The sequence below is a fragment of the Halospina denitrificans genome, assembly GCF_004364635.1.
Taxonomy (GTDB): Bacteria; Pseudomonadota; Gammaproteobacteria; order Pseudomonadales; family Oleiphilaceae; genus Halospina; species Halospina denitrificans.
Genome location: NZ_SOAX01000002.1, coordinates 659,594 through 684,979, shown reverse-complemented (window position 1 = coordinate 684,979; position 25,386 = coordinate 659,594). Strand labels below are relative to the sequence as shown.

Annotated in this window: 20 protein-coding genes; 16 read left to right on the top strand and 4 right to left on the bottom strand. The window is 59.9% G+C overall.

Going from position 1 to position 25,386, the window contains the following annotated elements; genetic code table 11:
• Nucleotides 1–65 precede the first annotated feature (65 nt).
• The gene (gene lon, locus DES49_RS06825) at nucleotides 66–2,516 is read right to left on the bottom strand and encodes an endopeptidase La (RefSeq protein ID WP_133735624.1); all 2,451 of its coding nucleotides are present in this window, start codon (nucleotides 2,514–2,516) and stop codon (nucleotides 66–68) included.
• Nucleotides 2,517–2,645: 129 nt separating this feature from the next.
• On the opposite strand from lon, the gene DES49_RS06820 reads away from it, so the two are divergent.
• The 8 genes from DES49_RS06820 (at nucleotide 2,646) to DES49_RS06785 (ending at nucleotide 9,330) form a co-directional block, all read left to right on the top strand.
• Complete coding sequence (locus tag DES49_RS06820) at nucleotides 2,646–3,509, top strand: tetratricopeptide repeat protein (protein ID WP_133735623.1); 864 nt, start codon at nucleotides 2,646–2,648, stop codon at nucleotides 3,507–3,509.
• A 111-nt stretch (nucleotides 3,510–3,620) separates the two neighbouring features.
• Nucleotides 3,621–4,073 carry a hypothetical protein gene (locus DES49_RS06815; RefSeq protein ID WP_133735622.1) on the top strand — a complete coding sequence of 151 codons (453 nt, stop codon included), beginning with the start codon at nucleotides 3,621–3,623 and terminating at the stop codon, nucleotides 4,071–4,073.
• Nucleotides 4,074–4,466: 393 nt separating this feature from the next.
• Nucleotides 4,467–4,946 (top strand): DUF3015 domain-containing protein, encoded by a 480-nt coding sequence (locus tag DES49_RS06810; protein WP_133735621.1) that lies wholly within the window; start codon nucleotides 4,467–4,469, stop codon nucleotides 4,944–4,946.
• An 86-nt stretch (nucleotides 4,947–5,032) separates the two neighbouring features.
• The gene (locus DES49_RS06805; RefSeq protein ID WP_133735620.1) at nucleotides 5,033–5,512 is read left to right on the top strand and encodes a DUF3015 domain-containing protein; all 480 of its coding nucleotides are present in this window, start codon (nucleotides 5,033–5,035) and stop codon (nucleotides 5,510–5,512) included.
• Nucleotides 5,513–5,577: 65 nt separating this feature from the next.
• A complete protein-coding gene (locus DES49_RS06800; protein WP_133735619.1) occupies nucleotides 5,578–7,404 on the top strand; it encodes an Lnb N-terminal periplasmic domain-containing protein in 1,827 nt (608 codons plus the stop codon).
• Nucleotides 7,383–8,219 carry an alpha/beta hydrolase gene (locus DES49_RS06795; protein ID WP_133735618.1) on the top strand — a complete coding sequence of 279 codons (837 nt, stop codon included), beginning with the start codon at nucleotides 7,383–7,385 and terminating at the stop codon, nucleotides 8,217–8,219. Before DES49_RS06800 ends, DES49_RS06795 begins: the two co-directional genes overlap by 22 nt.
• Nucleotides 8,220–8,298: 79 nt before the next feature.
• The gene (locus DES49_RS06790) at nucleotides 8,299–8,817 is read left to right on the top strand and encodes a GNAT family N-acetyltransferase (protein ID WP_133735617.1); all 519 of its coding nucleotides are present in this window, start codon (nucleotides 8,299–8,301) and stop codon (nucleotides 8,815–8,817) included.
• A 9-nt stretch (nucleotides 8,818–8,826) separates the two neighbouring features.
• A complete protein-coding gene (locus DES49_RS06785; RefSeq protein ID WP_133735616.1) occupies nucleotides 8,827–9,330 on the top strand; it encodes a hypothetical protein in 504 nt (167 codons plus the stop codon).
• Here DES49_RS06785 and DES49_RS06780 read toward each other — a convergent pair.
• Nucleotides 9,327–9,902, bottom strand: coding sequence for a hypothetical protein (locus tag DES49_RS06780; protein ID WP_133735615.1), 576 nt, complete (start codon nucleotides 9,900–9,902; stop codon nucleotides 9,327–9,329). The genes DES49_RS06785 and DES49_RS06780 overlap by 4 nt on opposite strands.
• A 221-nt stretch (nucleotides 9,903–10,123) precedes the next feature.
• Here DES49_RS06780 and aceE point away from each other — a divergent pair, with 221 nt between their 5' ends.
• The 5 genes from aceE (at nucleotide 10,124) to cysI (ending at nucleotide 19,704) form a co-directional block, all read left to right on the top strand.
• Nucleotides 10,124–12,796: a pyruvate dehydrogenase (acetyl-transferring), homodimeric type gene (aceE, locus tag DES49_RS06775; RefSeq protein ID WP_133735614.1), complete on the top strand. Its 2,673-nt coding sequence runs from the start codon at nucleotides 10,124–10,126 to the stop codon at nucleotides 12,794–12,796.
• Between the two features lie 29 nt (nucleotides 12,797–12,825).
• Entirely contained in the window at nucleotides 12,826–14,154 is a 1,329-nt protein-coding gene (aceF, locus tag DES49_RS06770; protein ID WP_133735613.1) for a dihydrolipoyllysine-residue acetyltransferase, read from the top strand.
• A gap of 53 nt (nucleotides 14,155–14,207) precedes the next feature.
• Nucleotides 14,208–15,656 carry a pyruvate kinase gene (gene pyk / locus DES49_RS06765; protein WP_133735612.1) on the top strand — a complete coding sequence of 483 codons (1,449 nt, stop codon included), beginning with the start codon at nucleotides 14,208–14,210 and terminating at the stop codon, nucleotides 15,654–15,656.
• Between the two features lie 545 nt (nucleotides 15,657–16,201).
• Nucleotides 16,202–18,001 carry an assimilatory sulfite reductase (NADPH) flavoprotein subunit gene (locus DES49_RS06760; protein ID WP_133735611.1) on the top strand — a complete coding sequence of 600 codons (1,800 nt, stop codon included), beginning with the start codon at nucleotides 16,202–16,204 and terminating at the stop codon, nucleotides 17,999–18,001.
• Complete coding sequence (gene cysI / locus DES49_RS06755) at nucleotides 18,001–19,704, top strand: assimilatory sulfite reductase (NADPH) hemoprotein subunit (protein WP_133735610.1); 1,704 nt, start codon at nucleotides 18,001–18,003, stop codon at nucleotides 19,702–19,704. Before DES49_RS06760 ends, cysI begins: the two co-directional genes overlap by 1 nt.
• A gap of 277 nt (nucleotides 19,705–19,981) precedes the next feature.
• Here cysI and DES49_RS06750 read toward each other — a convergent pair whose 3' ends face one another.
• Complete coding sequence (locus tag DES49_RS06750; protein ID WP_133735609.1) at nucleotides 19,982–20,641, bottom strand: peroxiredoxin; 660 nt, start codon at nucleotides 20,639–20,641, stop codon at nucleotides 19,982–19,984.
• 204 nt (nucleotides 20,642–20,845) lie between these two features.
• On the opposite strand from DES49_RS06750, the gene DES49_RS06745 reads away from it, so the two are divergent.
• From DES49_RS06745 to DES49_RS06735, 3 genes are all read left to right on the top strand, one after another.
• Nucleotides 20,846–21,361, top strand: coding sequence for an ABZJ_00895 family protein (locus DES49_RS06745; protein WP_133735608.1), 516 nt, complete (start codon nucleotides 20,846–20,848; stop codon nucleotides 21,359–21,361).
• Between the two features lie 131 nt (nucleotides 21,362–21,492).
• A complete protein-coding gene (locus DES49_RS06740) occupies nucleotides 21,493–22,914 on the top strand; it encodes an exonuclease domain-containing protein (RefSeq protein WP_133735607.1) in 1,422 nt (473 codons plus the stop codon).
• A gap of 167 nt (nucleotides 22,915–23,081) precedes the next feature.
• Nucleotides 23,082–24,290 (top strand): acetylornithine/succinyldiaminopimelate transaminase, encoded by a 1,209-nt coding sequence (locus tag DES49_RS06735; RefSeq protein ID WP_133735606.1) that lies wholly within the window; start codon nucleotides 23,082–23,084, stop codon nucleotides 24,288–24,290.
• Here the strand turns inward: DES49_RS06735 and trhO are convergent.
• The gene (gene trhO, locus DES49_RS06730) at nucleotides 24,276–25,256 is read right to left on the bottom strand and encodes an oxygen-dependent tRNA uridine(34) hydroxylase TrhO (RefSeq protein ID WP_133735605.1); all 981 of its coding nucleotides are present in this window, start codon (nucleotides 25,254–25,256) and stop codon (nucleotides 24,276–24,278) included. The genes DES49_RS06735 and trhO overlap by 15 nt on opposite strands.
• Nucleotides 25,257–25,386 lie beyond the last annotated feature (130 nt).

Sequence of the window (25,386 nt, the reverse complement as noted above, 5' to 3'; positions counted from 1 at the left end):
TCTCCAGTCTAGCGATCTCACCCTGAGGCGCTATACGGGAATTCCACTATCCCCCGAAACCCCCTTCAATGATGGGTCCTGCGTCTAGGGCTGTCGTCAAAGCAGACGCGGTACACGTCGGTGTACTCCTTTGCGAAATGCGCCTCAATGCCTTCTTGCAGGTAATCCGGAAGCTCCTCGAAGTCACCCCGGTTGGCCTCGGGCAGAATCAGGGTGCTGATCTTCTGCCGGCGCGCGGCAATCACCTTCTCGCGAATCCCGCCCACTGCCAGAACCTGACCGGTGAGTGTGAGCTCGCCGGTCATGGCTACCGTGCGCACGGGTGCCTCATTGCGGGCCAGCGACAGCAGGGCCGTAGCCATGGTGACGCCGGCACTGGGGCCATCCTTGGGGGTTGCCCCCTCGGGCACGTGCAGGTGGATATAGGATTTGTCGAAGAAACTCGGGTCGCCCTTGTACTGGTTCAGGTGCGATGAGACAAAGCTGTGGGCGATGGAGGCGGACTCCTTCATGACATCGCCGAGCTGGCCCGTGAGCTTGAAGCCCCGGTCCTGGCTGTGGATGCGCGAGGCTTCCACGCCCAGGGTAGCGCCGCCCATGGCGGTCCAGGCCAGGCCGGTCACAACGCCTATCCCACGTAAGGGCTTTTCCTTGCGGAACAGGGGTTGGCCCAGGTAGTCCGGGAGCTCCTTAACGCCAACCCGGATGGGCTCCTCATCGGATTCAAGCATCCGAACAATACCCTTGCGCACGATCTTGTGCAGTTGCTTCTCCAGATTACGGACGCCGGCTTCCCGGGCATAGCCTTCCACGACCTGGCGCATGGCGCCGTCGGTGATGTCCATCTGCTTTTTCTTGAGGCCGGCCCGCTTGAGCAGTTTGGGCAACAGATGATGCTTGGCGATGGCCACTTTCTCGTCGGTGATGTAGCCGGACAGACGGATGGTGTCCATGCGGTCCAGCAACGCCTGCGGGATGGTGTCCAGCTGGTTGGCCGTGCAGATGAACAGCACCTTGGAGAGATCCACCCGCAGGTCCAGGTAATGGTCCAGGAACTCGCCGTTCTGTTCCGGGTCCAGGCTCTCCAGAAGGGCGGAGGCCGGATCGCCCATGAAGGAATTGCCGATCTTGTCGATCTCGTCGAGCATGATCACCGGGTTGTTGACGCCCACCTCCTTCAGCGCCTGCACGAACTTGCCCGGCATGGCGCCGATGTAGGTGCGGCGGTGGCCCTTGATCTCGGCCTCGTCGCGCATGCCGCCCAGGGAGAAGCGATAGAACTCGCGCCCCAGTGCCGAGGCCACCGATTTGCCGATGGAGGTCTTGCCCACACCGGGTGGACCCACCAGCAACAGGATGGAGCCGGAGATCTCGCCCTTGAACGAGCCCTCTGCCAGGAATTCCAGGATCCGGTCCTTGATGTCGTCGAGGCCATCATGGTCGCGGTTCAGGACCCGGCGGGCCTCCTTGAGGTCCAGCTTGTCCTGGGAATTCTGGCCCCAGGGGAGCTGGGTAAGCCAGTCCAGATAGTTGCGGGTGGTGCCGTATTCCGGGGATCCCTGCTCGAGGATCTGGAATTTATCCACTTCCTCGTCGAAACGCTCCCGGACATGCTCGGGCGGATCCTTTTCCGCCATGCGCTGCTTGAACATGTCCACGTCGGCGGTCTTGTCGTCCTTGGCGATGCCCAGCTCGCGCTGGATGATCTTGAGCTGTTCGCGCAGGAAGAATTCGCGCTGGTGCTTCTGGACGCGCTCGTTCACCTCCTCGGTGATCTCGGCCTGCATCTGTGCCACCTCGTGCTCTTTGCGCAGCAACAGAAGGACCTTTTCCATGCGATTGAGCAGCGGCACGGTATTGAGCACATCCTGGAGTTCCGCTCCGCGGCCACTGGTAATGGCGGCCCCGAAGTCCGCAAGGGGGGAGCTGTCGTCCGCGCCGAAGCGGGACAGGTAGTGCTTGACCTCTTCGCCGTAAAGCGGGTTGGTGCGAAGCAGCTCCTTGATCGAGCTGATGATTGCCAGGGTATAGGCCTTGACCTGCTCGTGGTCCTCCACGGGCTCATCCGGGTAACTCACTTCCACCAGGTAGGGCGGCTTGCGGCTGAGCCAGTGATCAATGCGGAATCGCCGGATACCCTGGGCAATGAACTGGATCTTGTCGTCTTCACGATGAACGTGATGGACCTTGACGGCGCACCCCATGGTGGCCAGCTGTTCCGGCGCGGCCAGGTCCTGCTCCTCGTCGCTCTCGTTCTCCACGAAACACAGGCCGACGGTCATATGGTCCGTGTTTTCCAGGCGCTGCAGCGTTTCCTCCCAGGGATCCTGGTTCAGGACAACAGGCTGCACCTGTGCCGGCAGAAAGGGTCGCCCAGAAAGGGGCATGACGTAGAGGCGCTTGGGCAGGACATCATAGGGCAGCGCCAGCCCCCGGTTATCACCGTTGCCGTCGTCTTTGCCGATGTACTCAATGGATTCGTCGTCGGTCATGATCCCTTCCGTCTGCGTGAACATCAGATGCCTCTCTTTACATGAAGACGGAAAGTCTTAAATCAAGGGGTTGAGGCCCGATACTTGAAGGTTTCGCCCCGAATCCCCATATAACGCGCACATCCGGAATTCCAGAATCAGAAGGTTATTGCCATGGCTGAATCCCAGTACAGTTTTGACGCGACGCTCGAGAACTTTCAGCAGGAGGTGGCGCAGGCGTCCATGTCCGTGCCGGTGCTGATCTATGCCTGGGCGGACTGGGCCGAGGGTTGCCAGCAGATGACCCAGGTGCTGGAGAACCTGGCCGAGGCCTACCGGGGCAGCTTCCGGCTTGCCCGGGTCAACGTGGACCAGAACCGGGAGCTGGCAGGGCATCTTGGGGTCCAGAACCTGCCGGAGGTGAAAATCGTCAAGCAGGGCCAGCTTGTGGATGAAATTACCCAGGCCCTGCCGGAGGCACAGCTCCGGGAAGTGATCGACAAATACGTTGAGGCGCCGCCGGAAACCGACCGCGAAAAAGCGGGCCGACTCTGGCAGGAAGGCAACCTTGAGGAAGCCGAAGCGGTGCTGACAACGCTGAACCAGGAAAACCCCAAGGACTACGATATCCTTATCGACCTGGCACGGGTGCAGAGCGAGCAGGGCAAGCTCGACAGCGCCCGCCAGATTCTGGACAGCCTGCCCGGGGAGGAAAAGCTCAGACCGGGTGCGAAACAGCTGGCTGCCCGTTTTGAATTCGAGGAACAGGCCCGGGATTTACCCTCCGAAGCCGACCTGCAGGCGAGGCTGGAGAAGGACCCCGCCGACGTCCAGGCCATGAACCAGCTGGCCACTCACCGCATCATGAAGGGTGATAACGAAGCGGCCATGGAGCTCCTGCTGCGTTCGGTACAGACGGAGAAGGACTTCGAGGATGGGGCGGCCAAGGATACCCTGGTCAAACTCTTCGATCTGCTCGGTAACGAGGATCCGCTGGTGCGCCAGTACCGCCGCCGCCTTTTTGCAATGATGTACTGAAGCCGTGCGGCTCTTGCAAGGTACTGTATTTTCAGATTAAATGCGCGGCGCGCTTCAAGGGCGCAATGTATGGAAACTTAACATGGAGTTTTAATGATTAAAGGAGTTAGTATGGATAAGCGTGTAATCGCACTTTCCCTGGCCTCGGTAATGGTCCTGTCTGGTTGCTCAACCACAAGGATGAGTTCCGGGTCCATGTCACTCGACGGCCAGATCAAGTCTGACGTTGAAGCTGATGTGGAAGTAGGGGAGCGGATCAGCGGAAAATCGGAATTTTCGACGCTGTTTTCAGTGATCACGCTTGGCGATGCCCCGACCCAGTTTGTTGATGGTGTCACCTATGGGGCCGCTTCCGGTAACGGTGGTGGACTTCTGGGGAGCGTCCTGGGTGGTGGTCCCGTTGCAAAGGCGAAATCCGCGGCGGCCTATCAAGCCATCTCCAAGTCGGGTGCCGATGTGATCGTGGCGCCTCAATACAGTATTGAGAAGCAGGATTACATGGTCTACAAGACCCTGAAAGTGGAAGTGGAAGGCTATAAGGGAACCATCAACTCAATCGAGTGATCCCCTGGTGTAGAGCTGATATGGGCTGGAAGCCAGGACGCTTCTGGCCCATATGGAGAAAGTGCCTCCCCCCACCCCCTCATTTCGACCTGCTGTCCACACAGGCCTTCCTGGAAAGCCTCGCCTGACCCTTTCAGAAATTGATTCAGTACAGCGGTTGGCTTGAACCTATCGGCCCATAGTAATAGCCAGGTTATTGTATTTTGGCCTTTTTTCAGGTCAAGGAAGGGATGTTTGCCTATTCGGGGCTTTCAGCTTGCCAGACCGTTACAAAACTCCTATCGTTTCAGTAGATTCCTTCCCTCTGAGAAGGAATTTAGCCTTTGCCGTGGCGTGCTTTATCGTTCCACGGTGATGAACCAAGGATGTTTGAGACAGAATCTGGAGATCATCATGAAAAAAACACTATTAGCTCTCGCTCTGGTCGGCACTTCTTTCGGGGCTCAGGCCAATGCGCCCGGCGGTCCCGGTTGTGGTTGGGGCAACATGGTTTTTGAGGGTCAAAGCGGAATGCCGGTGCACCTGGTTGCCACTATTGTTAATGGCACATCCGGCAACAAGACATTTGGCATGACATCCGGAACCAACGGCTGTGACACCAGTGGTGCTCTTGCTTACCATGGCGAGAACATGCTGGCTCAGCAGGGCGTCATGGAAGAGGTTGCCCAGGATATGGCCGTTGGTGATGGTGAGGCGCTGACAGCGCTTTCGGTTTCCATGGGCATTGCGCCGGAAGACCGTGGCCGCTTCAAGCAGACCATGCACGAGAACTTCAGCAGCATCTTCTCTCAAGAAGATGTAACCGCTGACGAAGTCATGAGCAATATCCGCAGCGTAATGAAGAGTGACGAGACGCTGGCAACCTACAGCTGATCGGCTTTTTTCGGGACCGTCCGGTTTCATGGCTCCAAGGCGATGAATCAAGGACACGAGAGACAACAAATTAATTGGAGATCATCATGAGAAAAATGCTGTTAGCTGTTGCTCTGATAGGTAGTTCCTTCGGGGCTCAGGCCAACGCCCCCGGCGGTCCCGGCTGTGGCTGGGGCAACATGGTTTTTGAGGGGAAGAGTGGTTTGCCGGTGCACTTGGTTGCCACCATTGTTAATGGCACGTCCTACAACAAGACCTTTGGCATTACATCCGGCACCAACGGTTGCGATACCAGTGTACCGCTTGCGTATCAGGGTAAGAACATGCTGGCTCAGCAGGGTGTTCTGGAAGAGGTTGCGCAGGATATGGCCGTGGGTGACGGTGAGGCGCTCACTGCGCTGACGGTTTCCATGGGTATCCAGCCCAGGGATCGTGGCCATTTCAAGCAGACCATGCATGAAAACTTCAACACCATCTTTTCCGAAGAAGATGTGACTGCTGACGAAGTCATGACCAATATCCGCAATGTAATGGAAAGTGACGAGAAGCTGGCAACCTACAGCTGATCCGCTTCCTTTCGAGTCCCGCCCGGCTTCCGGGCGGGACTTCTCCCCGCTTGAGCTTCCAGACAATGAAAGGCATTTTTACACTATTGGCGCTGTTGGTGGCCGGGTCCGCCGTTGCCGCGCAGGCCTCCGAATCCGGACTCGCGGACCACCCGCGTTGGAAGGCGCTTCTTCACATCAACCAGGGCACCACCTGGCGTTACCAGGGGCGCAGCTACGTTGATGACCCGGACTTCTTTCTCCATGAAGACGGGGCTACCGAGCCGCAAGCCGAGCTTGAGGCCAATATCGAACAACTCAGGCCACCGGAAAGTGAGGCCCGGTGCCGTTTCCCGGCGCGTTACCGGTTTCTGAGTCAGCAACTTGATTGGACGGACGATGGCGGGCTCTCCCATTGCGCGGATTACGTTGAGTGGCGCAAGGCGATGCCGCAGGCGCGTGTCGCGCTGATCTTTCCGGCTTCCTATCTGAACAGTCCGTCGTCTATGTTCGGTCACACCCTGCTGCGCCTCGACCGTGGCAATGACGAGGACGGGGTCTGGCTGTCCCGGGCCATCAATTTCGGTGCCACGGTTGGCGGCGAAGAGAACTCGATCCTTTATATCTATAAGGGCCTGGTTGGGGGTTACCCCGGCTATTTCAGCAACGTCCCCTACATGAACAAGATCCGTGATTACGCGCATCTTGAGAATCGGGATATGTGGGAGTATCAGCTGAATCTCAATGAAAGCGAGCGTGAATGGCTCGTGGCCCACCTCTGGGAGCTGCAGGATATCCGGTTTGATTACCTTTTCCTGGACGAAAACTGTTCATTCCGCCTGCTTGAGTTGATCGCGCTGACCCGCCCGGAATCCGATCTGATGGACAGTTTCCGGATTGCGGAAATACCGGTTAACACGGTCCGGGCTTTGGACGAGTCCGGGTTTATCGAAAGCAGCAAGTATCGGCCTTCCAAGGCGAAGGAATTGGACGCACTGATCCAGCGGTTGAGCGAGGTTGAGAAGGATCTGGCCCTGGGGTTGTCGCAGGAGGAAAGGGTTTCCGAAACCGAGGCATTCCAGGCGCTGGCTCCCAAGAGGCGTCACCTGGTGGCGAGAACCGCCTATGCGTACCTTCGGCTTAACAACCGCGAAGGGGAGCGCACGCAGGACGTCGCCGCGCGTTCCCTGGCGCTGCTGCGACTCGTGAACAGAACCCCCTCTGTTAAGGAAATTGAGCCGGAACGACCGGTTTCGCCGAAAAAAGGCCACGGCACCAAGATGATTGCGGCCACCGGCGGCACTATGGGTGAGTCCGGTTTCGGAGAATTCCAGGCTCGCCTTTCCTACCATGACTGGCTGGATGCGCCTGCGGGCTTTCTAAAGGGAGCGACCATCGAGGCCTTCAATCTGCAGGTACGGAAAGCGGAATCGGATGACCTGGCACTGGAACGCCTGGACGTGGTGAATGTCCGCTCTCTCGCGCCCCGCAACCAGTTCCGCAAGCCGGTATCCTGGTTTGTGAACGTCGGACTGGACAGGCGTTTTATCGGCAACAAGCGACACCTGACACGGCAGGTTCAGGGCGGTGGAGGACTCAGCTGGGCGCTGGGTCCGGTGATGCCCTACGCTTACGCCACGGGGCGAGCGGAAAACAACAGTGCGCATGACCCGTTCGTCTCCACGGCGGCGGGGGCCAAAACCGGTATACTCTGGTATGCCGGAGCTTTCCAGGCCGGGCTGGATGCCGAAGGCCTCTATTACCAGAACGATGATGTCAGTTTCACGGCATCAGCAACCCTGAACCTGCCCCTGGGGTCGGACCACGCGATTCGTGCCAGCATTGAGCGCGAGGGTGGCCGTGAGCGGGCGGAAACGGAGTTCAGTCTGTCATGGCGTTACTACTTCGATTGAGTGTTATAGCTGCATTACTGCTCCCTCTGGGCGGTTGCAGCGGCCTTTTCTTCTATCCCATGAGTGACTGGGTCCAGAACCCCACGCGTCAGGGGTTGGCCTACGAGGATGTTGTACTGATTCACCCGAGCGGATTGCGCCTCCATGGGTGGTGGCTTCCGTCGGCTACCGATGAGGTCAGGGGCACCGTCTATCACCTCCACGGCAATGCCCAGAACATCAGTACGCACCTTATGAATGTGGCCTGGCTGCCAGAGCAGGGTTACCAGGTCCTGCTCCTGGACTACCGTGGCTATGGTCTTTCGGAGGGCGAAGCTTCCCTGCCGGAGGTCCAGGAGGATGTGCAGCTGGGGCTCGACTGGCTCTATGCGTCCGGGCGCGTTGAGCCGCCACTGGTCGTTTTCGGCCAGAGTCTCGGGGCTTCCCTGACAGCCGGCGTTGTCGGGCGGGATTCGAATCAGGGCAAGGCCGATTGCGTCATCCTTGAGGCGCCCTTTACCGGCTATCAGGACATCACGCGGGATATCATGCGCCAGAGCTGGCTTCTCTGGCCGTTCAGTTTTGTTGTGGCGCCCTTGATGCCGGATGAGGGGCGGCCTCTTGATCGGGTTGCCGGCATTTCACCGCGGCCCCTGCTGGTGATGCACAGCGAAGAGGATCAGGTGATTCCCTTTGAGCACGGGCGTGCGCTTTTTGAGGCTGCCGAAGCGCCTAAAACCTTCCAGCGGCTCAAGGGGGGGCATATCCAGAGCACCCGTTCCGGGGATGTTCGCCAGCGTCTGCTGGATTTCATGGAGAATGACTGCTCCCTTTAATCTGATGAGGAGGTCCCGGGGTGCGAATGGACCGGGTTTTGGCTATGCTTCGGATTCACTCCCGTTATGGTCCGCAGCAATGTCAGAAATTCGAGCCGCGATAAGCGAGGATGTGGCACCGGTTCACAGCCTCGCGGAAGACTGGGTCCTGCAGGATCTCTCACCCAGCGAGGCGGCCGAAAAAGGGTTTCTTGTCTCCAATTTCACGCCAGCGGAATACCGCTGCTTTGTGCAGGTCGCCAATGGTTTTTTCGTGCTTGAGAGCGATGGCCGGATCGAGGCGTTCATCCTTGCATACACCGATGACCGGATCTGTCCGAACGATTCCGTGAGCCTCTCCATCCGCGATTTCCATCCCGGGCCCTTTCTGCTGATCAAGCAGATCTGCGCCCGCAGGGGCAGCCCCCTCAGGGGCTCGGCCGGCCGTCTCTACGAGCATGCGACCCGGGCATTCCCCGGTCTGGCCCAGTATGCTGCCGTGGTCCTGGAGCCGGAAAACACGCGCTCCATCCATTTCCATGAACACCATGGATTTCACAAGTGCTACGAAATCCAGGCGCCCGATGGCCGTATCAGGGGCATCTGGGGCCGTGACTGAGAGGCCGTTATGGACGTAACCCCGCCGGTTCAGCGGCGCAATGTTGAAGATGACCGGGTGGATATACTCATTCACCAGTTCTATATCGCGGCCAGTCTTTATCTCCATGAAGACCAGCTCAACTGGCAGAAACTCCACCACCTGCTCTACATCAACGTGGGGCTGGGCGCGGTAACCGGGTTTGTGCTCGAGAATGGGGTTGGCGACGTCGGCCGTATTGGTCTGAATACCGTTTTCCTGATTCAGGGCACGCTCGGGATTATGGTCGCACTCGCCTTTGGTGTGGCGATCTGGTTCGGAACCCTTTACCTGCAGAATCGAAAGGCAGCCCTGGTCGCGCTTGAGGAGAGTTTGGGAGCACACGGCGGAGAGGCCGTCGTGAATCTTCCGCCCCACCTTCAGGCTATCAACCCGCGTTTTGCGCGGGTCTCACCAACGGTTTGGGTGCTCAGGCTCTTTCCCGTGCTCCTGGCCCTGCTATGGTCCGGGCTGCTGTTGCGGGGGCTGCTCTAGTTACCGGCTGCTTCCCTGAGCAGGCCCCGGGCCTGGAAGTTGAAACCGCGCATAATGGTGGTGTTGCCATTATCAAATACCACCTGCTGGGGAAACCGGACATTGTCCCATTCCAGCTGTTCAATGCGGGTATCGATGGAGAGGCGCAGGGCCGGCCGGTTATCGATCATAACCGGCGTGCTTTGGATAAGCTGCTGGCCGGGCAGGATCACGAAGCTGGTGCTGCCTTCACTGTTAGGGCTTGGTACGCGGCGCTGGGCGGGAACCTCCAGGGTCAACTGCGGGAAGACCAGCGAGAGGATATTCCGATCGCGACGGATATTATCCTCTTCCGGGCGGTTGCTATCCGCGTTCCGCAGGTTAAGTGCCATGGTCAGGCTACTCTGGGTACCGGACGTCTGCTGGATCGGCGGCTCATCACCACCGGCCGCCGTGGGGCCGACAATGTTCAGGACATTGCCGGACTCGATATGGACGCCGCCCATATCCGAATCATTCATCATCTCAACCGCCATGACTGGCTGGGCAAGCAGTGCAGCCAATGCCAGTAGTATGGGTCCCTGGATTTTCATGGCGGATAACCTCGTGTGATTTCAGTGAATGGGAGCCGAAAACCGCCCGCTTTGACTCCATTTCCTACGACATTTCTTTATTGTAACCTTTTGTTAAATCCGGTCAAACAATAACCAGTGATGATCTTCTGAATTGTGACGACATGCGCGCATGTTTTCTGCCATGATCTATGCTTACACTGGTGTCTCCATACCAATAACGTCGCAGGAGGAAAGGCCTGATGAGTCAGGATGATGATCCGGTTGAAACCCGGGAATGGCTCGACGCACTGGAATCCGTAATTCAGTACGAGGGGGTGGAACGGGCCGAGTATCTGCTGGGCAAACTCTCGGATCGAGCAAGTCGCGCCGGCACCCCCATGCCCTACGCCATTACCACGCCCTTCCGCAATACCATCCACCATACTGATGAAGCCCGAATGCCCGGCGATATGTTCATGGAACGCCGCATCCGTTCGCTGGTGCGGTGGAACGCGCTGGTCATGGTATTGCGTGCGAACATGAAGCCGGGCGACCTGGGTGGGCACATCTCCACCTTTTCCTCCGCGGCAACCCTTTACGACATTGGCTTCAATTACTTTTTCCACGGTGGTGACGAGAAGCGGGAGGCGGACCTGGTCTATTTCCAGGGGCACGCCTCTCCGGGCATTTATGCGCGCTCCTACCTTGAGCGGCGTTTTGATGAAGAGCACCTGGATCACTACCGCCAGGATGTGGGCGGTGAGGGCAACGGCCTGTCGTCCTACCCCCATCCCTGGCTGATGCCGGACTACTGGCAGTTCCCGACTGTTTCCATGGGCCTGGGTCCCATCCAGGCGATCTACCAGGCCCACATCATGAAGTACCTGCACGGCCGCGAACTTATCGAGAAGGCGGACCGCAAGGTCTGGTGTTTCCTGGGCGATGGCGAATGTGACGAGCCCGAGAGCCTGGGCGCGATCGGGCTGGCCGGGCGCGAGAACCTGGACAACCTCATATTCGTGGTCAACTGCAACCTGCAGCGCCTGGATGGGCCGGTGCGCGGCAATGGCAAGATCATCCAGGAGCTGGAAGGCATCTTCCGCGGAGCCGGTTGGAACGTGCTGAAGGTGGTCTGGGGGCGCAACTGGGATTCGCTGTTCGAGAAAGACACCAATGGCGTCATGCAGGACGTCATGGACCAGGCCTGCGACGGCGACCTGCAGAATTTCAAGAGCCAGGGTGCGGCCTATACGCGCAAGCACTTCTTTGGTCAGTCACCGGAACTCCAGGAACTGGCGAAGGATCTGACGGACGAGGACATCAGCCAGCTCAACCGCGGCGGGCATGATCCCTTCAAGGTGTACGCCGCCTATCATCAGGCGGTGCATCACAAGGGCCAGCCCACGGTCATCCTCGCCCATACCATCAAGGGCTATGGGTTCGGCAAGGCCGGCGAGGCCCAGAACACGGCCCACCAGCTCAAGAAGCTGGACAAGGAAACCCTCAAGGCCTTCCGGGACCGCTTTGGCGTTCCGGTGAACGATGATGAACTCGAGAACCTGCCGTATTACCGCCCGGCCCTGGACAGCCCGGAAATGGAGTACATGCAGAAGCGCCGCCGGGAACTGGGCGGGCGGATGCCCAGCCGTCGGCGCGATGCGCAGCCGCTGAAGATTCCCGAACTGAAGGCTTTCGACAAGCTGCTTGAGGGCTCCGGGGACCGGGAGATGTCCACCACCATGGCCTATGTGCGCATGCTCACCATCATGGTCAAGGACAAGCGAGTCGGGCAACGGGTAGTGCCCATCGTGCCCGACGAGGCCAGGACCTTTGGCATGGAGGGGCTGTTCCGCCAGATGGCCATTTACACCTCGGAAGGGCAGCAGTACACGCCCCAGGACCGGGACCAGATCATGTATTACCGGGAGGACAAGAAGGGCCAGATCCTGCAGGAAGGGATCAACGAGGCCGGTGCCATGTCCGCCTGGATGGCCGCCGCCACCTCCTACAGCAACCATGATTACCCACTGATCCCGTTCTACATTTTCTACTCCATGTTCGGCTATCAGCGGGTGGGCGACCTCTGCTGGGCCGCCGGCGACATGCGTGCGCGCGGCTTTTTGCTCGGCGGCACCTCCGGCCGGACCACCCTCAACGGCGAGGGACTCCAGCACCAGGACGGCCACAGCCTGGTCCTGCATAACGTGGTGCCCAACTGCCTGACCTATGACCCCGCCTTCAGCTACGAGGTGGCGGTGATCATCCAGGACGGCATGCGCCGGATGTACGAGGAAAACCAGAACGTCCACTACTACATCACGCTGCTGAACGAGAACTACCATCACCCGGCCATGCCCAAGGGGGCCGAGGAAGGCATCATTCAGGGCATGTATCAGCTTGAATCCATTAATGTTTCAGGTAAGGCGAAGACAAAAACGCCCCGGGTACAGTTGCTGGGCAGCGGCGCCATCCTCAATGAGGTGCGTGCGGCTGCGGAACTGCTCAAGGATGACTTCAAGGTGGGGTCGGATGTGTGGAGCGTCACCAGCTTTGGCGAGCTCGCCCGGAACGGGAATCACATCGCACGCTGGAATCGGCTTCATCCGGATGAGAAACCCAAGACCTCCTGGGTGCACGATTCTCTGGCGAAGGCCCAGGGACCGGTCGTGGCCTCAACCGACTACATCCGTCTCCAGGCGGACCAGATCCGTTCCTTCGTGCCAGCCGCTTATCATGTGCTCGGCACCGACGGCTTTGGTCGCAGTGATACCCGCGAGCAACTGCGCGCCTTCTTCGAGGTGGATCGCTACCACGTGGTTGTCGCCGCCCTCAATGCGCTGGCCGAGGAAGGCGAAGTGGACAAGAAGCAGGTGCTTGATGCCATGCGCCGGTACAACATCGACCGCAACAAACCCAATCCGGCGTTCAGCTGATCCGGCGGGCGACAAGGAGACACTGAATCATGAGTGAGCAAGAGATCCGTGTTCCCGAGCTTGGCGGCGCCGATGAGGTTGAGGTGGTCGAGGTTCTGGTCAAGGCGGGTGACAAGGTCAATGCGGAAGATCCCCTGCTTGAGGTGGAGTCTGACAAGGCGACGGTGGAACTACCCGCGCCGGCATCCGGCACCATCCAGCGAATCGATGCCAAGGTGGGTGATAAACTCAAGGAAGGCGACCTCGTTGGGACCATGACAGCGGAAGAAGGGGGCGGTGATGAAGAAGCCGCCGCCGAGGCCGAGGAGGCGCCTGAACCGGAGCAGCCTGAGCAGGAAGCGCCGGAGCCGGAACCTGAAAAAACCGAGCCCGAGAAGAAACCCAGCCCGCAGCCCCAGCCTGAACCATCGACACCGCCACCCGCCGAAACCGGGGAGGCAGCGGCTTCTGGCGGGGCACAGGTGCACGCCGGCCCGGCGGTTCGTAAGATCGCGCGCGAGTTTGGTGCGGACCTGACCCAGGTCCAGGGCAGTGGGCCCAAGGGGCGTATCCTCAAGGAGGACGTGCAGGACTGGGTCAAGCGTCAGCTTCAGTCCGGGGGCGGGGCGCCCGCCAGTGGCGCCGGCATTCCCGGGGTTGAGCTGCCGGACTTCACGAAGTTCGGCGAGATCGAACGCCAGCCCATGAACAAGATCCAGAAGCTGACCGCCACCGGCATGCAGCGAAGCTGGCTCAACGTGCCCCATGTCACCCAGTTCGAAAAGGCGGACATCACCGATCTGGAAGCCTTCCGCAAGGGCCACAAAGCTGAGGGCGAATCCAGGGGCGTCAAGATGACACTGCTGCCTTTCCTGATGAAGGCCTGCGCCTACGTGCTGCAAGCCTATCCCCAGTTCAAGGCCTCCCTGGATATGCAGAACCAGGAGTTCATCCACAAGCACTACTGCCACATCGGCATGGCCGTGGATACGCCCAATGGTCTGGTGGTCCCCGTTATCCGGGATGTGGATCAGAAGAGCATCTGGCAGCTGGCCGAGGAGGCGCAGACACTCTCGGGCAAGGCCAGGGACAAGAAGCTTACCAATGACGACATGAGCGGCGCCTGTTTCACCATCACCAGTCTTGGTGGCATTGGGGGGACCGCATTTACACCGATCGTGAATACGCCCGAAGTGGCGATCCTTGGCGTGTCAAAAGCGGCCACCGAACCCGTCTGGGATGGGTCAGCGTTCCAGCCCCGGCTTATGCTGCCACTGTCGCTCTCCTATGATCACCGGGCCATCAACGGCGCGGATGCCGCCCGCTTCACCACGCTGCTGTCCAGGGTGTTGGGCGATCTGCGTGAGCTGGTGATGTAACGCGGAAATGCGCCGGCAACCGCCGTGCCTCAGCCAATCACAGGAGCAATACCATGCTCAGGCGCACCAAAATAGTGGCGACGCTTGGCCCGTCCACGGACTCCGACGAATCCCTCGCCGCGATCATCAGGGCCGGTGTGGACGCGACCCGGCTCAACTTCTCCCATGGCAGCGCACAGGAACATATCGATCGGGCAACCCGCGTCAGGGAAGCGGCCTCCGCGCAGGACCGGTTTGTTGCGGTACTGGCGGATCTTCAGGGACCCAAGCTTCGGATCTCAAGGTTCAGCGACCATAAGGTAACCCTGGTGACCGGTCAGCACTTCGTTCTGGACGCCGCCATGGACAAAGAGGCCGGTACCGATGAAAGGGTGGGTATCGACTACGAGCAACTGATTGATGACGTGGCACCCGGTGACGTGCTCGTTCTGGACGATGGCCGGATCGAAATGGAAGTGGAGTCGGTCGGCGAGCAAAGCATTACGTCCCGGGTCCTGAACGGCGGCGTGTTATCCGATAACAAGGGACTGAACAAGCGCGGCGGTGGCCTGTCCGCCGATGCCCTGACGGAAAAGGACAGGCAGGATATCGTGACGGCAGCCCGCCTGGGCGCGGACTACGTCGCGGTATCCTTTGTCCGCACTGCGGAGGACCTTCATACGGCCCGTCGCCTGCTGAACGAAGCCGGCTCCGAGGCTGGGCTGGTGGCGAAGATCGAACGGGCCGAACTGGCTCACGATAATGCCGCCCTGGATGCTGTCATCGAGGCCTCCGATGTGGTCATGGTTGCCCGGGGGGATCTGGCGGTGGAGATCGGTGACGCGGAACTGGTGGGGGTGCAGAAACACATCATCGAGCGGGCCCGGGTTCTGAACCGCGGCGTCATCACCGCCACCCAGATGATGGAATCCATGATCACCAGCCCCATGCCGACCCGCGCCGAGGTCTCGGACGTGGCCAACGCGGTTATGGACTACACCGATGCCGTCATGCTGTCGGCCGAAACCGCGGTCGGTGACTACCCGGTGGAGGCGGTGAAAGCCATGGTCCGGATCTGCCTGGGGGCTGAAAAACACCCCTCCATGCACCAGTCCCAGCATCGCATTCACGAGACCATGACACACGTGGACGAAGCGGTTGCGTTGTCCGCGATGTACGCGGCCAACCATCTCACTGGCACTGCGGCCATCATCTGTATGACGGAGTCCGGGGCAACGCCCAGATTGATGTCCCGGATCAAGTCGAGCCTCCCTATCTTCGCTTTTTCCCGGCATCACACCACGCAGCACCGCGTTGTCCTTTTCCGGGGCGTCCAGACGATCCCCTTTGATACGGTGAGCATTCCCAATGAACGGACCAATGCACTGGCTGTCTCCGAGCTGGTGAGTCGAGGGGTGGTTCAGGACGGCGATCTGGTCGTTATCACCAAGGGTGATTACGTGAATGCCCAGGGTGGAACCAATTCGATGAAGGTTGTTCGAGTCGGATCGGAAATCAACTGAGACGAATGCCCCCCGGAGGTGCATCCAGCCACAGGGCTGCCTTTCCATGGCGCAGTGGACGCCGGATGCACTCTTCCCGTGGTTGTTGAAAATCGTTTAAAAACATATAATTGAAGTGTGAGTGGCAGTTGGCACAAGGTATGCAACTTTCAGGGCGTGGGGCCGGGGAAGGCAACCGGCGCGGGTTGGAAACGGAATGTCTTTCCCGGCCTCGCATCCCAGTGTGACAACACAGGCCGTCTCAGGAGGTGGTTATGAAAGCAGCAAGCGACAAGAGTGTCCTTTTCGAACTGACCCACGCCTATGAAGAAAAGGTTGTGAACGAGCTCCATGAATACTTCGACTGGGCTTACCTGAACAACTGATCGAAGCCCGGTCTGCAGTACAGAACCCCGGATCATCCGGGGTTTTTTGTGTCTACCCGCCCAGCCATTAATGCATATCGGTAAAACCCATAACAAAACCCCATAAAATGGGTTAAGTCGATAACTGTACGCTGTTACCATGCGCGCATTAGGTTATTTGGTAACAGGTGCTTATTCCGGATGGAACTAACGACACAGAATTCTCCACTAACGGACGAGCAGGCTCGTCAGCTCAACGAACTGCTCAAGGGGCTGGAAGGCCACCAGGTGGACTGGCTTTCGGGCTATCTGGCTGGTTGGCGTGCGTCCCAGGTGGGCCAGCCGGCAGCGGCGGGCAGTGCGCCTGCGGCCAGCACGGAAGGCCCCAGCCTCACGGTGCTTTACGGCTCCCAGACGGGCAATGCCGAAGGCGTGGCCGAAATGCTGGGCGAGCAGGCCAAGGCCCGGGGCATCAAGGCCAATGTGGTGGACATGGCGGACTACAAGCCGCGCCAGCTCAAGAACGAGTCCTTCGTGGCCATTCTGGCGTCCACCCATGGTGAGGGTGACCCGCCGGACAGCGCGATCGACTTCCACGAGTTCCTGCATGGGCGCAAGGCGCCGGGGCTCAAGGGCGTGCAGTACGGTGTGCTGGCGCTGGGGGATACCAGTTATGAGCACTTCTGCCAGACCGGCAAGGACTTTGATGCCCGCTTCGCGGAGCTGGGCGCCACGCCCCTGACGGATCGGGTCGACTGTGATGTGGACTATGACGATGCGGCGGAAGCCTGGGTCGAGTCCATGCTTGCAGCTATCGAGGAGCAGGCGGGTGCTTCCCAGGCAGCGGCAACGGCCGCTGCTGCCAGTGGCCCTGCGGCCAAGTCGAAGTACGATCGCAGGAACCCCTTCCCGGCGCCGGTTCTGGAGAACCTGGTTCTCAATGGCCGTGGCTCCAACAAGGAAACACGCCATATCGAACTGTCGCTTGAGGACTCGGGCCTGACGTATCGGCCCGGCGACGCCGTTGGCGTCTACCCGCAGAACAACCCGCGACTCGTGGCCAGCATCATCGAGAACCTCGGCCTTGATCCGGAAGAGAGCGTGGGCCTTGGCGAGACCTCGGCCACGCTGGCCCAGGCACTCCAGCATTATCGTGAGATCACGGTACTGACGCGGCCACTGATGGAACAGTGGGCGGGCCACAGCGGTGATGCGGAACTGCAGAAGCTGGTGGAGGACCATGCCGCCCTCACGGAGTGGATGCGTGGCCGCGATCTTCTGGACCTGATCGAGGCCTGGCCCATCGCGGGTCTGGGCGCCGACACGCTGACCGCCATGCTGCGCAAACTGCCGCCCCGGCTCTATTCCATCGCCTCGAGCCAGGCAGCCGTGGAGGAGGAAGTGCACATGACCATCGCGGCGGTGCGTTACGAATCCAACGGTCGGGAGCGTGAAGGCGTGGCTTCAACCTGGCTCTCGGATCGTCTCGAGGAAGACGAGACCGTGCCCGTCTACATTGATCCGAACAAGAACTTCAAGTTGCCGGACGACGATGACGCGCCCATTATTATGATAGGGCCGGGGACCGGCGTGGCGCCGTTCCGGGCCTTTGTACAGGAGCGTGAGGAGCGCGGCGCCAGGGGCCGGAACTGGCTCTTCTTTGGCGAGCAGCATTTCCACACGGACTTCCTGTACCAGAGCGAGTGGCTCAACTGGCGCCGACAGGGCCTTATCGAGCATATCTCCGTGGCCTTCTCCAGGGACCAGGAAGAGAAGATCTATGTGCAGAACCGGATCCGCGATAATGCGACCGAGATCTGGAGCTGGCTGCAGGACGGCGCCTACATCTACGTCTGTGGCGACGCGGATGCCATGGCGCCGGACGTGAACGAGGCCCTGATCGATGTGGTTGCCCACGAGGGCAACAGGAACCGTGATGAGGCCACCGAATACCTGCGGGACCTGGCCCGCGAGAAACGCTACCAACGGGATGTGTACTGATGGCTGATAAACTCCCAGAAGGCGAGATCATCAAGCGCGAAAGCCGCTACCTTCGCGGCACGATTGCGGAAAGCCTGGCCGACGAGGCCACGGGCGCGATTGCCGAGGCGGACACCAAGCTGACCAAATTCCACGGCAGCTACCAGCAGGACGACCGCGACGTGCGCGACGAGCGCCGCAAGCAGAAGCTGGAGCCGCTTTACATGCACATGGTGCGCCTGCGCCTGCCCGGCGGTGTGCTCACGCCGACCCAGTGGCTCGGCCTGGACGAGGTGGCGGACGAGTGCGCCAACCACACCCTGCGCCTGACCACGCGCCAGACCTTCCAGTTCCACGGCGTGTTCAAGCATAAGATGCGAACCCTGATGCAGCGCGTGAACGCCCTGGGCATCGACTCCAAGGGCGCCTGCGGGGACGTGAACCGGAACGTGGTCTCCAACGTGAATCCGCACGAATCCCAGCTGCACGCCGAGATCCATCGTCTGTCGGACGAAATCAGCGAGCGGCTGATGTGGCGCTCCGGTGCCTATGCCGAGATCTGGCTGGGCGAGGAATGCGTGCACCGCGTGGGTGAGGAGGAAGAGCCCTTCTACAGTTATTACTACCTGCCGCGTAAGTTCAAGATTGCGCTGGCGGTGCCGCCGGAGAACGACGCGGATGTGTTCGCCAACGACATCGGCCTGATCGCCATCGTCGAGGGTGGCGAGCTGCGCGGCTTCAACATCGCCGTGGGCGGTGGCATGGGCACCACCTACGGTGAGCCGGAAACCTATCCACGCCTGGGTGAGGTTGCCGGTTTCGTGCCGGCGGACCAGGCGGCGGATGCCTGCGTGGCGATCACTGCCATCCAGCGGGATCACGGCTGCCGGACCAACCGTTCCCATGCGCGCTTCAAGTACACCATGGATGACTATGGCATGGAGTGGTTCCACGAGAAGTTCCGTGAGTACCACGGCCAGGCCATGGAAGACGCACGGCCCTACGAGTTTGACCACAACGGCGACCGCTTCGGCTGGGTCGAGGGCGAGAACGGCAACAGCCACCTGACCCTGCACATCGACAGTGGCCGCATCGCGGACTGGGATGGCTACCCGCTTCGGACCGGTATGCGGGAAATTGCGAAGGTGCATACGGGCGAGTTCCGGATCACCTGTAACCAGAACCTGGTGATCGCGAATGTGACGCCCAGGCAGAAGGACAGGATCCAGTCCCTGGTCGACCAGTATGGGCTGCGCGATGGAACCCGGAGCACACCGCTGGCGCGTAATGCGATGTCCTGTGTGGCGTTTCCGACCTGTGCCCTGGCGATGGCGGAGTCGGAGCGGTACCTGCCGGAACTGGTGGGTAAGCTGGATGAGCTGATGGCGAAGCATGGGCTTTCGGATCAGGCCGTTAACGTGCGCGTGACCGGGTGCCCCAATGGCTGTGCGCGGCCCTACCTGGGTGAGATTGGTCTGACCGGGAAGGCGCTTGGCAAGTACAACCTGTATCTCGGGGCCGACCATAAGGGTGAGCGGATGAACCGGTTGTACCGTGAGAACATTGGCGAGGAGACCATTCTGGGGATTCTGGATCCGATGTTGGAGCGGTATGCGAAGGAGCGGGAGTCCGGGGAGTACTTTGGGGATTTTCTGGTTCGGGCCGGCATTGTTGAAGCCGAGCGGACACCGGCTATGTTCCATGAGGCTCTGGCTACCGAGTGAGGGTTCTGGCATCCCGGGGAGGTTGGTAGTGCTCTCCGGGAATCGCCACGAGTACCTTTCAGCTACGCTGTCCTGCTCCGCTGAAAGGTCCAGGCTCTACCTCCTGTAGACCCGTTTGCGCTCATCCGCGCAAACCCCTGTAGGCTGCCCTCCGCCATCCATGGCTCCGGAGCTTCCCGGAGAGCACTACCAACCTCCCCTCTCCAGTCTGCTAATTAGGTTTCGACCAATAAAAAAACCCGGCCTTGGCCGGGTTTTTGTGTTGCTGCCGGAAGTTTTACTTCGGCTGCTTGACGGTACGCAGGTATGGCTTGAGGGTTGTGAAGCCTTCCGGGTACTTTTTCTTGGCGTCTTCGTCGCTGACGCTCGGTGGGATGATGACGTCTTCGCCAAACTTCCAGTTCACCGGTGTTGCCACGGTTTCCTTGGCGGTGAGCTGGCAGGACTCGAGCAGGCGCAGGACTTCGTCGAAGTTACGGCCGGAGGTCATCGGGTAGGTGAGCATGGCCTTGATCTTCTTGTCCGGGCCGATGATGAATACGGAGCGCACGGTGGCGTTGTCGGCCGGGGTGCGGCCTTCGGCTTCGCCTTCTTCGTCGGCCGGCAGCATGTCGTACTTCTGGGCGACGTTGAGGTCGGTGTCACCGATCATGGGGTAGTTCGGTGCGCAGCCCTGGGTTTCCTCGATGTCCTTGGCCCAGCTGTCGTGGTTGTCCACCGGGTCGACGGAGAGGCCGATGATCTTGGTGTTGCGCTTGTCGAATTCCGGCTTCAGCTTGGCCATGTAGCCGAGCTCTGTGGTGCAGACCGGCGTGAAGTCTTTCGGGTGGGAGAACATGATGGCCCAGCTGTCGCCGATCCACTCGTGGAAATTGATCTTGCCTTCGGTGGTTTCAGCGGTGAAATCCGGTGCGGTCTGTCCGATTCTTAGTGTCATTAAACGTCCTCCTGCGGGTTGTCGATTCCCCTAGGGTATATGGGTCCTGATTTTAATCAAAATGGGATTTATAAATAAGGTTATGCGGTTCCTGTGATGGAACTGGTTTCTGAATACAGCATGCGGGTGCGGCGCTTGTCACCCGGAGCGAGGCACACTAGAATCTGACCCGCTCGCAATAAGTCCCAGGGAAGGAGAAACCTTATGGAAGGACGTTCCAGTTTTGCCCGCTATGTGTGGTTTTTTACCGCCATCAATGTCGCCATCATCATTCTTCTGGGCGCGATCAACGCGATATTCGCAATTGACGCGGGATCCGGCCCGGCGATTGCCGCTTTTTTCGTTTCAACAGCTGCGCCAGCCCAAGCTTTCGTCAAGGACCATCACCGTTTGCCGACCCAAGCCGAGAGAAAGCGGCTGGTGCGCTGGTGCTTTGTGGCCTATCTGGGTCTGACGGCGGTATGGCTCTCCCTTCTGCTCATCCTCCTGATGGCCCAGCCGGGGCCGCTATTGCCGGAACAAGCGCTACCTGAATCCGTCGGGATGGGAAGCATCATCCTGATCCTCCTGATCTCCCTCGCCTTCGGTCTGTTGCTTGCCTACGGCCTTCTGGTGCTCGGTATAAAGATATTCAGCAAGCAGGCTGTAAAGGCGCTGGAGAAGCAGGGTGTGATTGAGCGCCAGGAAAATGAAACCACGGAAAGCCCTGAAAAATCCTGATCATGTCAGGCGACCGGCACAGTCACGCCTCAAACCTGCTTCCTGGCTGGGCTCAATTGGTTTTTTAGCCCAGTATTGGGTGTTGCAGTGACAACGAATACCACTCAGCCCCAGGCAGGTCCGTAACCATCATGAAGCTCGCCTTTATCGACCTTGAAACCACCGGCGGCAGCTCGACCGGCGACCGGATCACCGAGATCGGGCTGCGTCTCTGGGAAGAAGGGGAGGTGATCGAGGACTGGCAGACGCTGGTGAATCCGCAGCAGTCGATTCCGCCCTTTATCGAGTCATTGACCGGTATCAGTAATGCGATGGTGGCGGATGCGCCGACCTTTGAGGAGGTGGCGGAACGGTTTGAGGAGAAGATCGGCGATGCGGTTTTCGTTGCGCACAATGCCCGCTTTGATTATGGCTTCGTGAAGTCGGAGTTCCGGCGGATCGGGAAGGCCTTTGCGGCGCCGGTATTGTGCACGGTGAAACTGTCCCGGCGGCTTTATCCGGAATACCGGCGCCATAACATGGATGCGCTGATCGAGCGCCACGGGCTGGATCCCGGCCCACGTCACAGGGCCATGGGCGACGTGGAGTCGATGTTCCAGTTCTTTGAGCGCACCCGCTCGGAGCATGGTGTGGAGCCGGTGGCGGAGGCCATTCAGGCGCTTCTGAAACGTCCGAGCATTCCTTCCCACATGTCGCCGGATATTCTGGATGAGCTGCCGGACAGTCCGGGGGTTTACCGGTTCTACGGCGAGAATGACGTGCTCCTCTATGTCGGCAAGAGTACGGATATCCGTCAGCGCGTGGCGTCCCACTTTTCCGGAGACCACAACACCAGTCGTGGCGTGCAGCTGTCCCAGAGTATGCGCTGGGTAGACTGGACGGAGACCGCCGGTGATCTGGGCGCGCTGCTGCTGGAGCTCAAGCAGATCAAGGGCCTGAAACCGCTCTATAACCGGCGTTCGCGGGCGGCCAAGCGGCTTGTGACCATTGCGCTGAATCCGGGGGAAGAGGGGTATCTGCAGGCTTCCTTGTGCTGGGGCGTGGATCCCAACAACCTTGGCCAGTACTACGGGTTGTTCAAGAGTAAGCGCGATGCGCAGAAGGCGCTTCAGGGGATTGCGCAGAAGAATGAGCTGTGCAACCAGATGCTGGGGCTGGAGTCGACCCATGGGCCCTGTTTCCAGCGGCGGCTGGGGCGTTGCAAGGGGGCCTGTGAGGGGCTGGAGGATGTGACGCGGTATAACCTGCGGGTGCAGATTGCCTTTCATGAGCTTCAGTTGAAGGCGTGGCCCTGGGAGGGGCCGATTGGGGTGGTGGAGGAGAATGGTTCTACGGGTAGAACGGATATCCATGTGATTTATAATTGGGCGCACATTGCGACGGTGCATGATGAGGCGGAGCTGAGTGAGCTTGAGCCGGGGCGGGAGGCGCTGGCGTTTGATCTGGATTCCTACAAGCTGCTGATCAAGCATGTGTTGGCGCCGGGGCATCGGCTGAAGATTATAGAATGCCCGGGTATGTCCAGGCCTGATGTGGTCTGGCCTGATGAATGAAGAAGCCTGTTGGTTTCGTGCAGGATGCAATGAGGTACCGCTTCCCGGGAACCGCCACGAGTACGTCCCTGTAGGCTGCCCTCCGCCATCCATGGCTCCGGAGCTTCCCGGGAAGCGGTACCTCATTGCATCCTTCAAATCCTTTGCAGATCCGAGAATGAGTTTTTATGAGCGAACAGTCTGTTGACCGCACTACCTTTGATGATGTCATGGTTCCCACCTATGCCCCGGGCGATGTGATTCCCGTTCGGGGTGAGGGGGCCCGGTTCTGGGATCAGGAGGGGAAGGAGTATATTGATCTGGCCGGGGGGATTGCGGTTACCGCGCTGGGGCATTCCCATCCGGGCGTGATGGCGGCGTTGCAGGAGCAGGCGGCGAAGATCTGGCATGTGAGTAATATCATGACCAATGAGCCGGCGCTGAAGTTGGGGCAGTATCTGTGTGAGAACACCTTTGCGGAGAAGGTGTTTTTTGCCAACTCGGGGGCCGAGGCCAATGAGGCGGCGTTCAAGTTGGCGCGGCGGTACAGCTGGGATCATTACGGGGAAGGGCGCCATGAGATTATTGCTTTTGAGGGCAGTTTTCATGGGCGGACGCTGTTTACCGTGGCGGTTGGTGGGCAGCCGAAGTACCTGGATGGGTTCAGGCCCGGGCCGGAGGGGATTCGGCATGCGCGGTTCAATGATCTGGATTCGGTGAAGGAGCAGCTGAGTGACAGCACCTGTGCCATCGTGGTGGAGCCGGTCCAGGGCGAGGGCGGTGTTCGGCCGGCGGATCCGGATTTCCTGAAGGGGCTGCGTGAGCTCTGTGATGAGCATGGTGTGCTGCTGGTGTTTGATGAGGTGCAGTGTGGGGTGGGGCGGACCAGTGAGCTTTATGCTTACCAGTATTACGGTGTGACGCCGGATATCCTGACCACGGCCAAGGCGCTGGGTAATGGTTTTCCCATCTCTGCCATGCTGACGCGCAGTGAGATTGCGGCCAGTCTTACCACCGGGACCCATGGCACTACCTATGGCGGTAATCCGCTGGCGTGTGCGGTCGCTAAGCGGGTGCTGGAGCTGGTGAATACCGGGCAGATCCTGGATGGCGTGGCCGAGCGGCATGTCATGCTGCGTGACTGGCTGATCGGCATGAAGGAGCGTTACGGCTTCTTTTCGGATGTGCGCGGGCTTGGTCTGTTGATGGGCGCGGAAATGGCGGAGCCCTGGTCGGAGCAGACCAAGACTTTCGTGTCCGAGGCGCTCAGGGCCGGGGTCATGGTGCTGGTGGCCGGCGGCACGGTGTTGCGGTTCGCGCCGCCGCTCAACATTCCCCTGGCGGACCTGGAAGAGGCCCTGTACAAGCTGGAAGACGCCTGGTCAGCCCTCGCCTGAGGCCTGTTGCTGGGCCTTCTTGGCCTGGCGCCGCGCCTCGATTACTTCGGCGGCCTCCGCCCCCACGTGGGTCTCGCCGCGTTCGCGGGCAAGGCGGATCTGCTTTTCGCGCTCGGCGAAGCGGGCCTTCTGCTCCTCGGTGAGTGCGTCGTAACAGCGGGGGCAGCTGATGCCCTTCTGGTACTTCGGGGACGCCTTGTCCTCGTCCGTAATCGGGCGCCGGCAGGCGTGGCACTGGTCGTAGTTGCCGCGCTCCAGGTTCTGATTCACCGCCACGCGGTCATCGAACACGAAACACTCGCCATCCCAGAGCGACTCTTCCTCGGGCATCTCCTCGAAGTAGCGCAGGATGCCGCCTTCCAGGTGATACACCTCCTCGAAGCCCTGTTCCTTCAGGTAGGCCGTGGACTTCTCGCAGCGGATGCCCCCGGTGCAGAACATGGCCACCTTGCGGTGCTTGTTCGGGTCCAGGTTTTCCTTCACGTACTCCGGGAATTGGCGGAACGCCTCGGTGTTGGGGTTCACCGCATTGCGGAAGGTGCCCACCTCCACCTCGTACTCGTTACGGGTGTCGATCAGGGTGACTTCCGGGTCCTGAATCAGGCGGTTCCATTCCTCGGGCTTCACGTAGGTGCCCGCGGAGCGTTTGGGATCGATGCCTTCCACGCCCATGGTGACGATCTCTTTCTTGAGCTTCACCTTGGTGCGGTTGAACGGCATGATGTCCGTCTCGGAATCCTTGTAATCGATGCCATCGAAACGGAAATCCTCGGCCAGGCGTGCCTTGAGCGCGGCGATGCTCTCGTGGGGGCCGGCGACGGTGCCGTTGATGCCCTCGCGGGCGAGGAGCAGGGTGCCACGGATCTCATGGTCGAGCAGGAACTGGCGAAGGGAGTCGCGCAGCTGTTCATAGTCGTCCAGGCGCACAAACCGGTATAGTGCGCACACGGCGTAATTCATCTTCATCTCCTTCCATTGCGGACTGGAACGTAAAACCAGAGCAAAGTGAGGGCGGATTGTACCGAAGATACTTCCCCCGTATCCACTGAATGGGTACGCTGACTGTCCCTGAATCACAGACACTGATTGGAAGCCC

Bases quoted from the DNA above. Each gene is read 5' to 3' on its own strand.
- lon (WP_133735624.1), bottom strand. From the start codon at position 2,516: ATGTTCACGCAGACGGAAGGGATCATGACCGACGACGAATCCATTGAG.
- DES49_RS06820 (WP_133735623.1), top strand. From the start codon at position 2,646: ATGGCTGAATCCCAGTACAGTTTTGACGCGACGCTCGAGAACTTTCAG.
- DES49_RS06815 (WP_133735622.1), top strand. From the start codon at position 3,621: ATGGATAAGCGTGTAATCGCACTTTCCCTGGCCTCGGTAATGGTCCTG.
- DES49_RS06810 (WP_133735621.1), top strand. From the start codon at position 4,467: ATGAAAAAAACACTATTAGCTCTCGCTCTGGTCGGCACTTCTTTCGGG.
- DES49_RS06805 (WP_133735620.1), top strand. From the start codon at position 5,033: ATGAGAAAAATGCTGTTAGCTGTTGCTCTGATAGGTAGTTCCTTCGGG.
- DES49_RS06800 (WP_133735619.1), top strand. From the start codon at position 5,578: ATGAAAGGCATTTTTACACTATTGGCGCTGTTGGTGGCCGGGTCCGCC.
- DES49_RS06795 (WP_133735618.1), top strand. From the start codon at position 7,383: ATGGCGTTACTACTTCGATTGAGTGTTATAGCTGCATTACTGCTCCCT.
- DES49_RS06790 (WP_133735617.1), top strand. From the start codon at position 8,299: ATGTCAGAAATTCGAGCCGCGATAAGCGAGGATGTGGCACCGGTTCAC.
- DES49_RS06785 (WP_133735616.1), top strand. From the start codon at position 8,827: ATGGACGTAACCCCGCCGGTTCAGCGGCGCAATGTTGAAGATGACCGG.
- DES49_RS06780 (WP_133735615.1), bottom strand. From the start codon at position 9,902: ATGAAAATCCAGGGACCCATACTACTGGCATTGGCTGCACTGCTTGCC.
- aceE (WP_133735614.1), top strand. From the start codon at position 10,124: ATGAGTCAGGATGATGATCCGGTTGAAACCCGGGAATGGCTCGACGCA.
- aceF (WP_133735613.1), top strand. From the start codon at position 12,826: ATGAGTGAGCAAGAGATCCGTGTTCCCGAGCTTGGCGGCGCCGATGAG.
- pyk (WP_133735612.1), top strand. From the start codon at position 14,208: ATGCTCAGGCGCACCAAAATAGTGGCGACGCTTGGCCCGTCCACGGAC.
- DES49_RS06760 (WP_133735611.1), top strand. From the start codon at position 16,202: ATGGAACTAACGACACAGAATTCTCCACTAACGGACGAGCAGGCTCGT.
- cysI (WP_133735610.1), top strand. From the start codon at position 18,001: ATGGCTGATAAACTCCCAGAAGGCGAGATCATCAAGCGCGAAAGCCGC.
- DES49_RS06750 (WP_133735609.1), bottom strand. From the start codon at position 20,641: ATGACACTAAGAATCGGACAGACCGCACCGGATTTCACCGCTGAAACC.
- DES49_RS06745 (WP_133735608.1), top strand. From the start codon at position 20,846: ATGGAAGGACGTTCCAGTTTTGCCCGCTATGTGTGGTTTTTTACCGCC.
- DES49_RS06740 (WP_133735607.1), top strand. From the start codon at position 21,493: ATGAAGCTCGCCTTTATCGACCTTGAAACCACCGGCGGCAGCTCGACC.
- DES49_RS06735 (WP_133735606.1), top strand. From the start codon at position 23,082: ATGAGCGAACAGTCTGTTGACCGCACTACCTTTGATGATGTCATGGTT.
- trhO (WP_133735605.1), bottom strand. From the start codon at position 25,256: ATGAAGATGAATTACGCCGTGTGCGCACTATACCGGTTTGTGCGCCTG.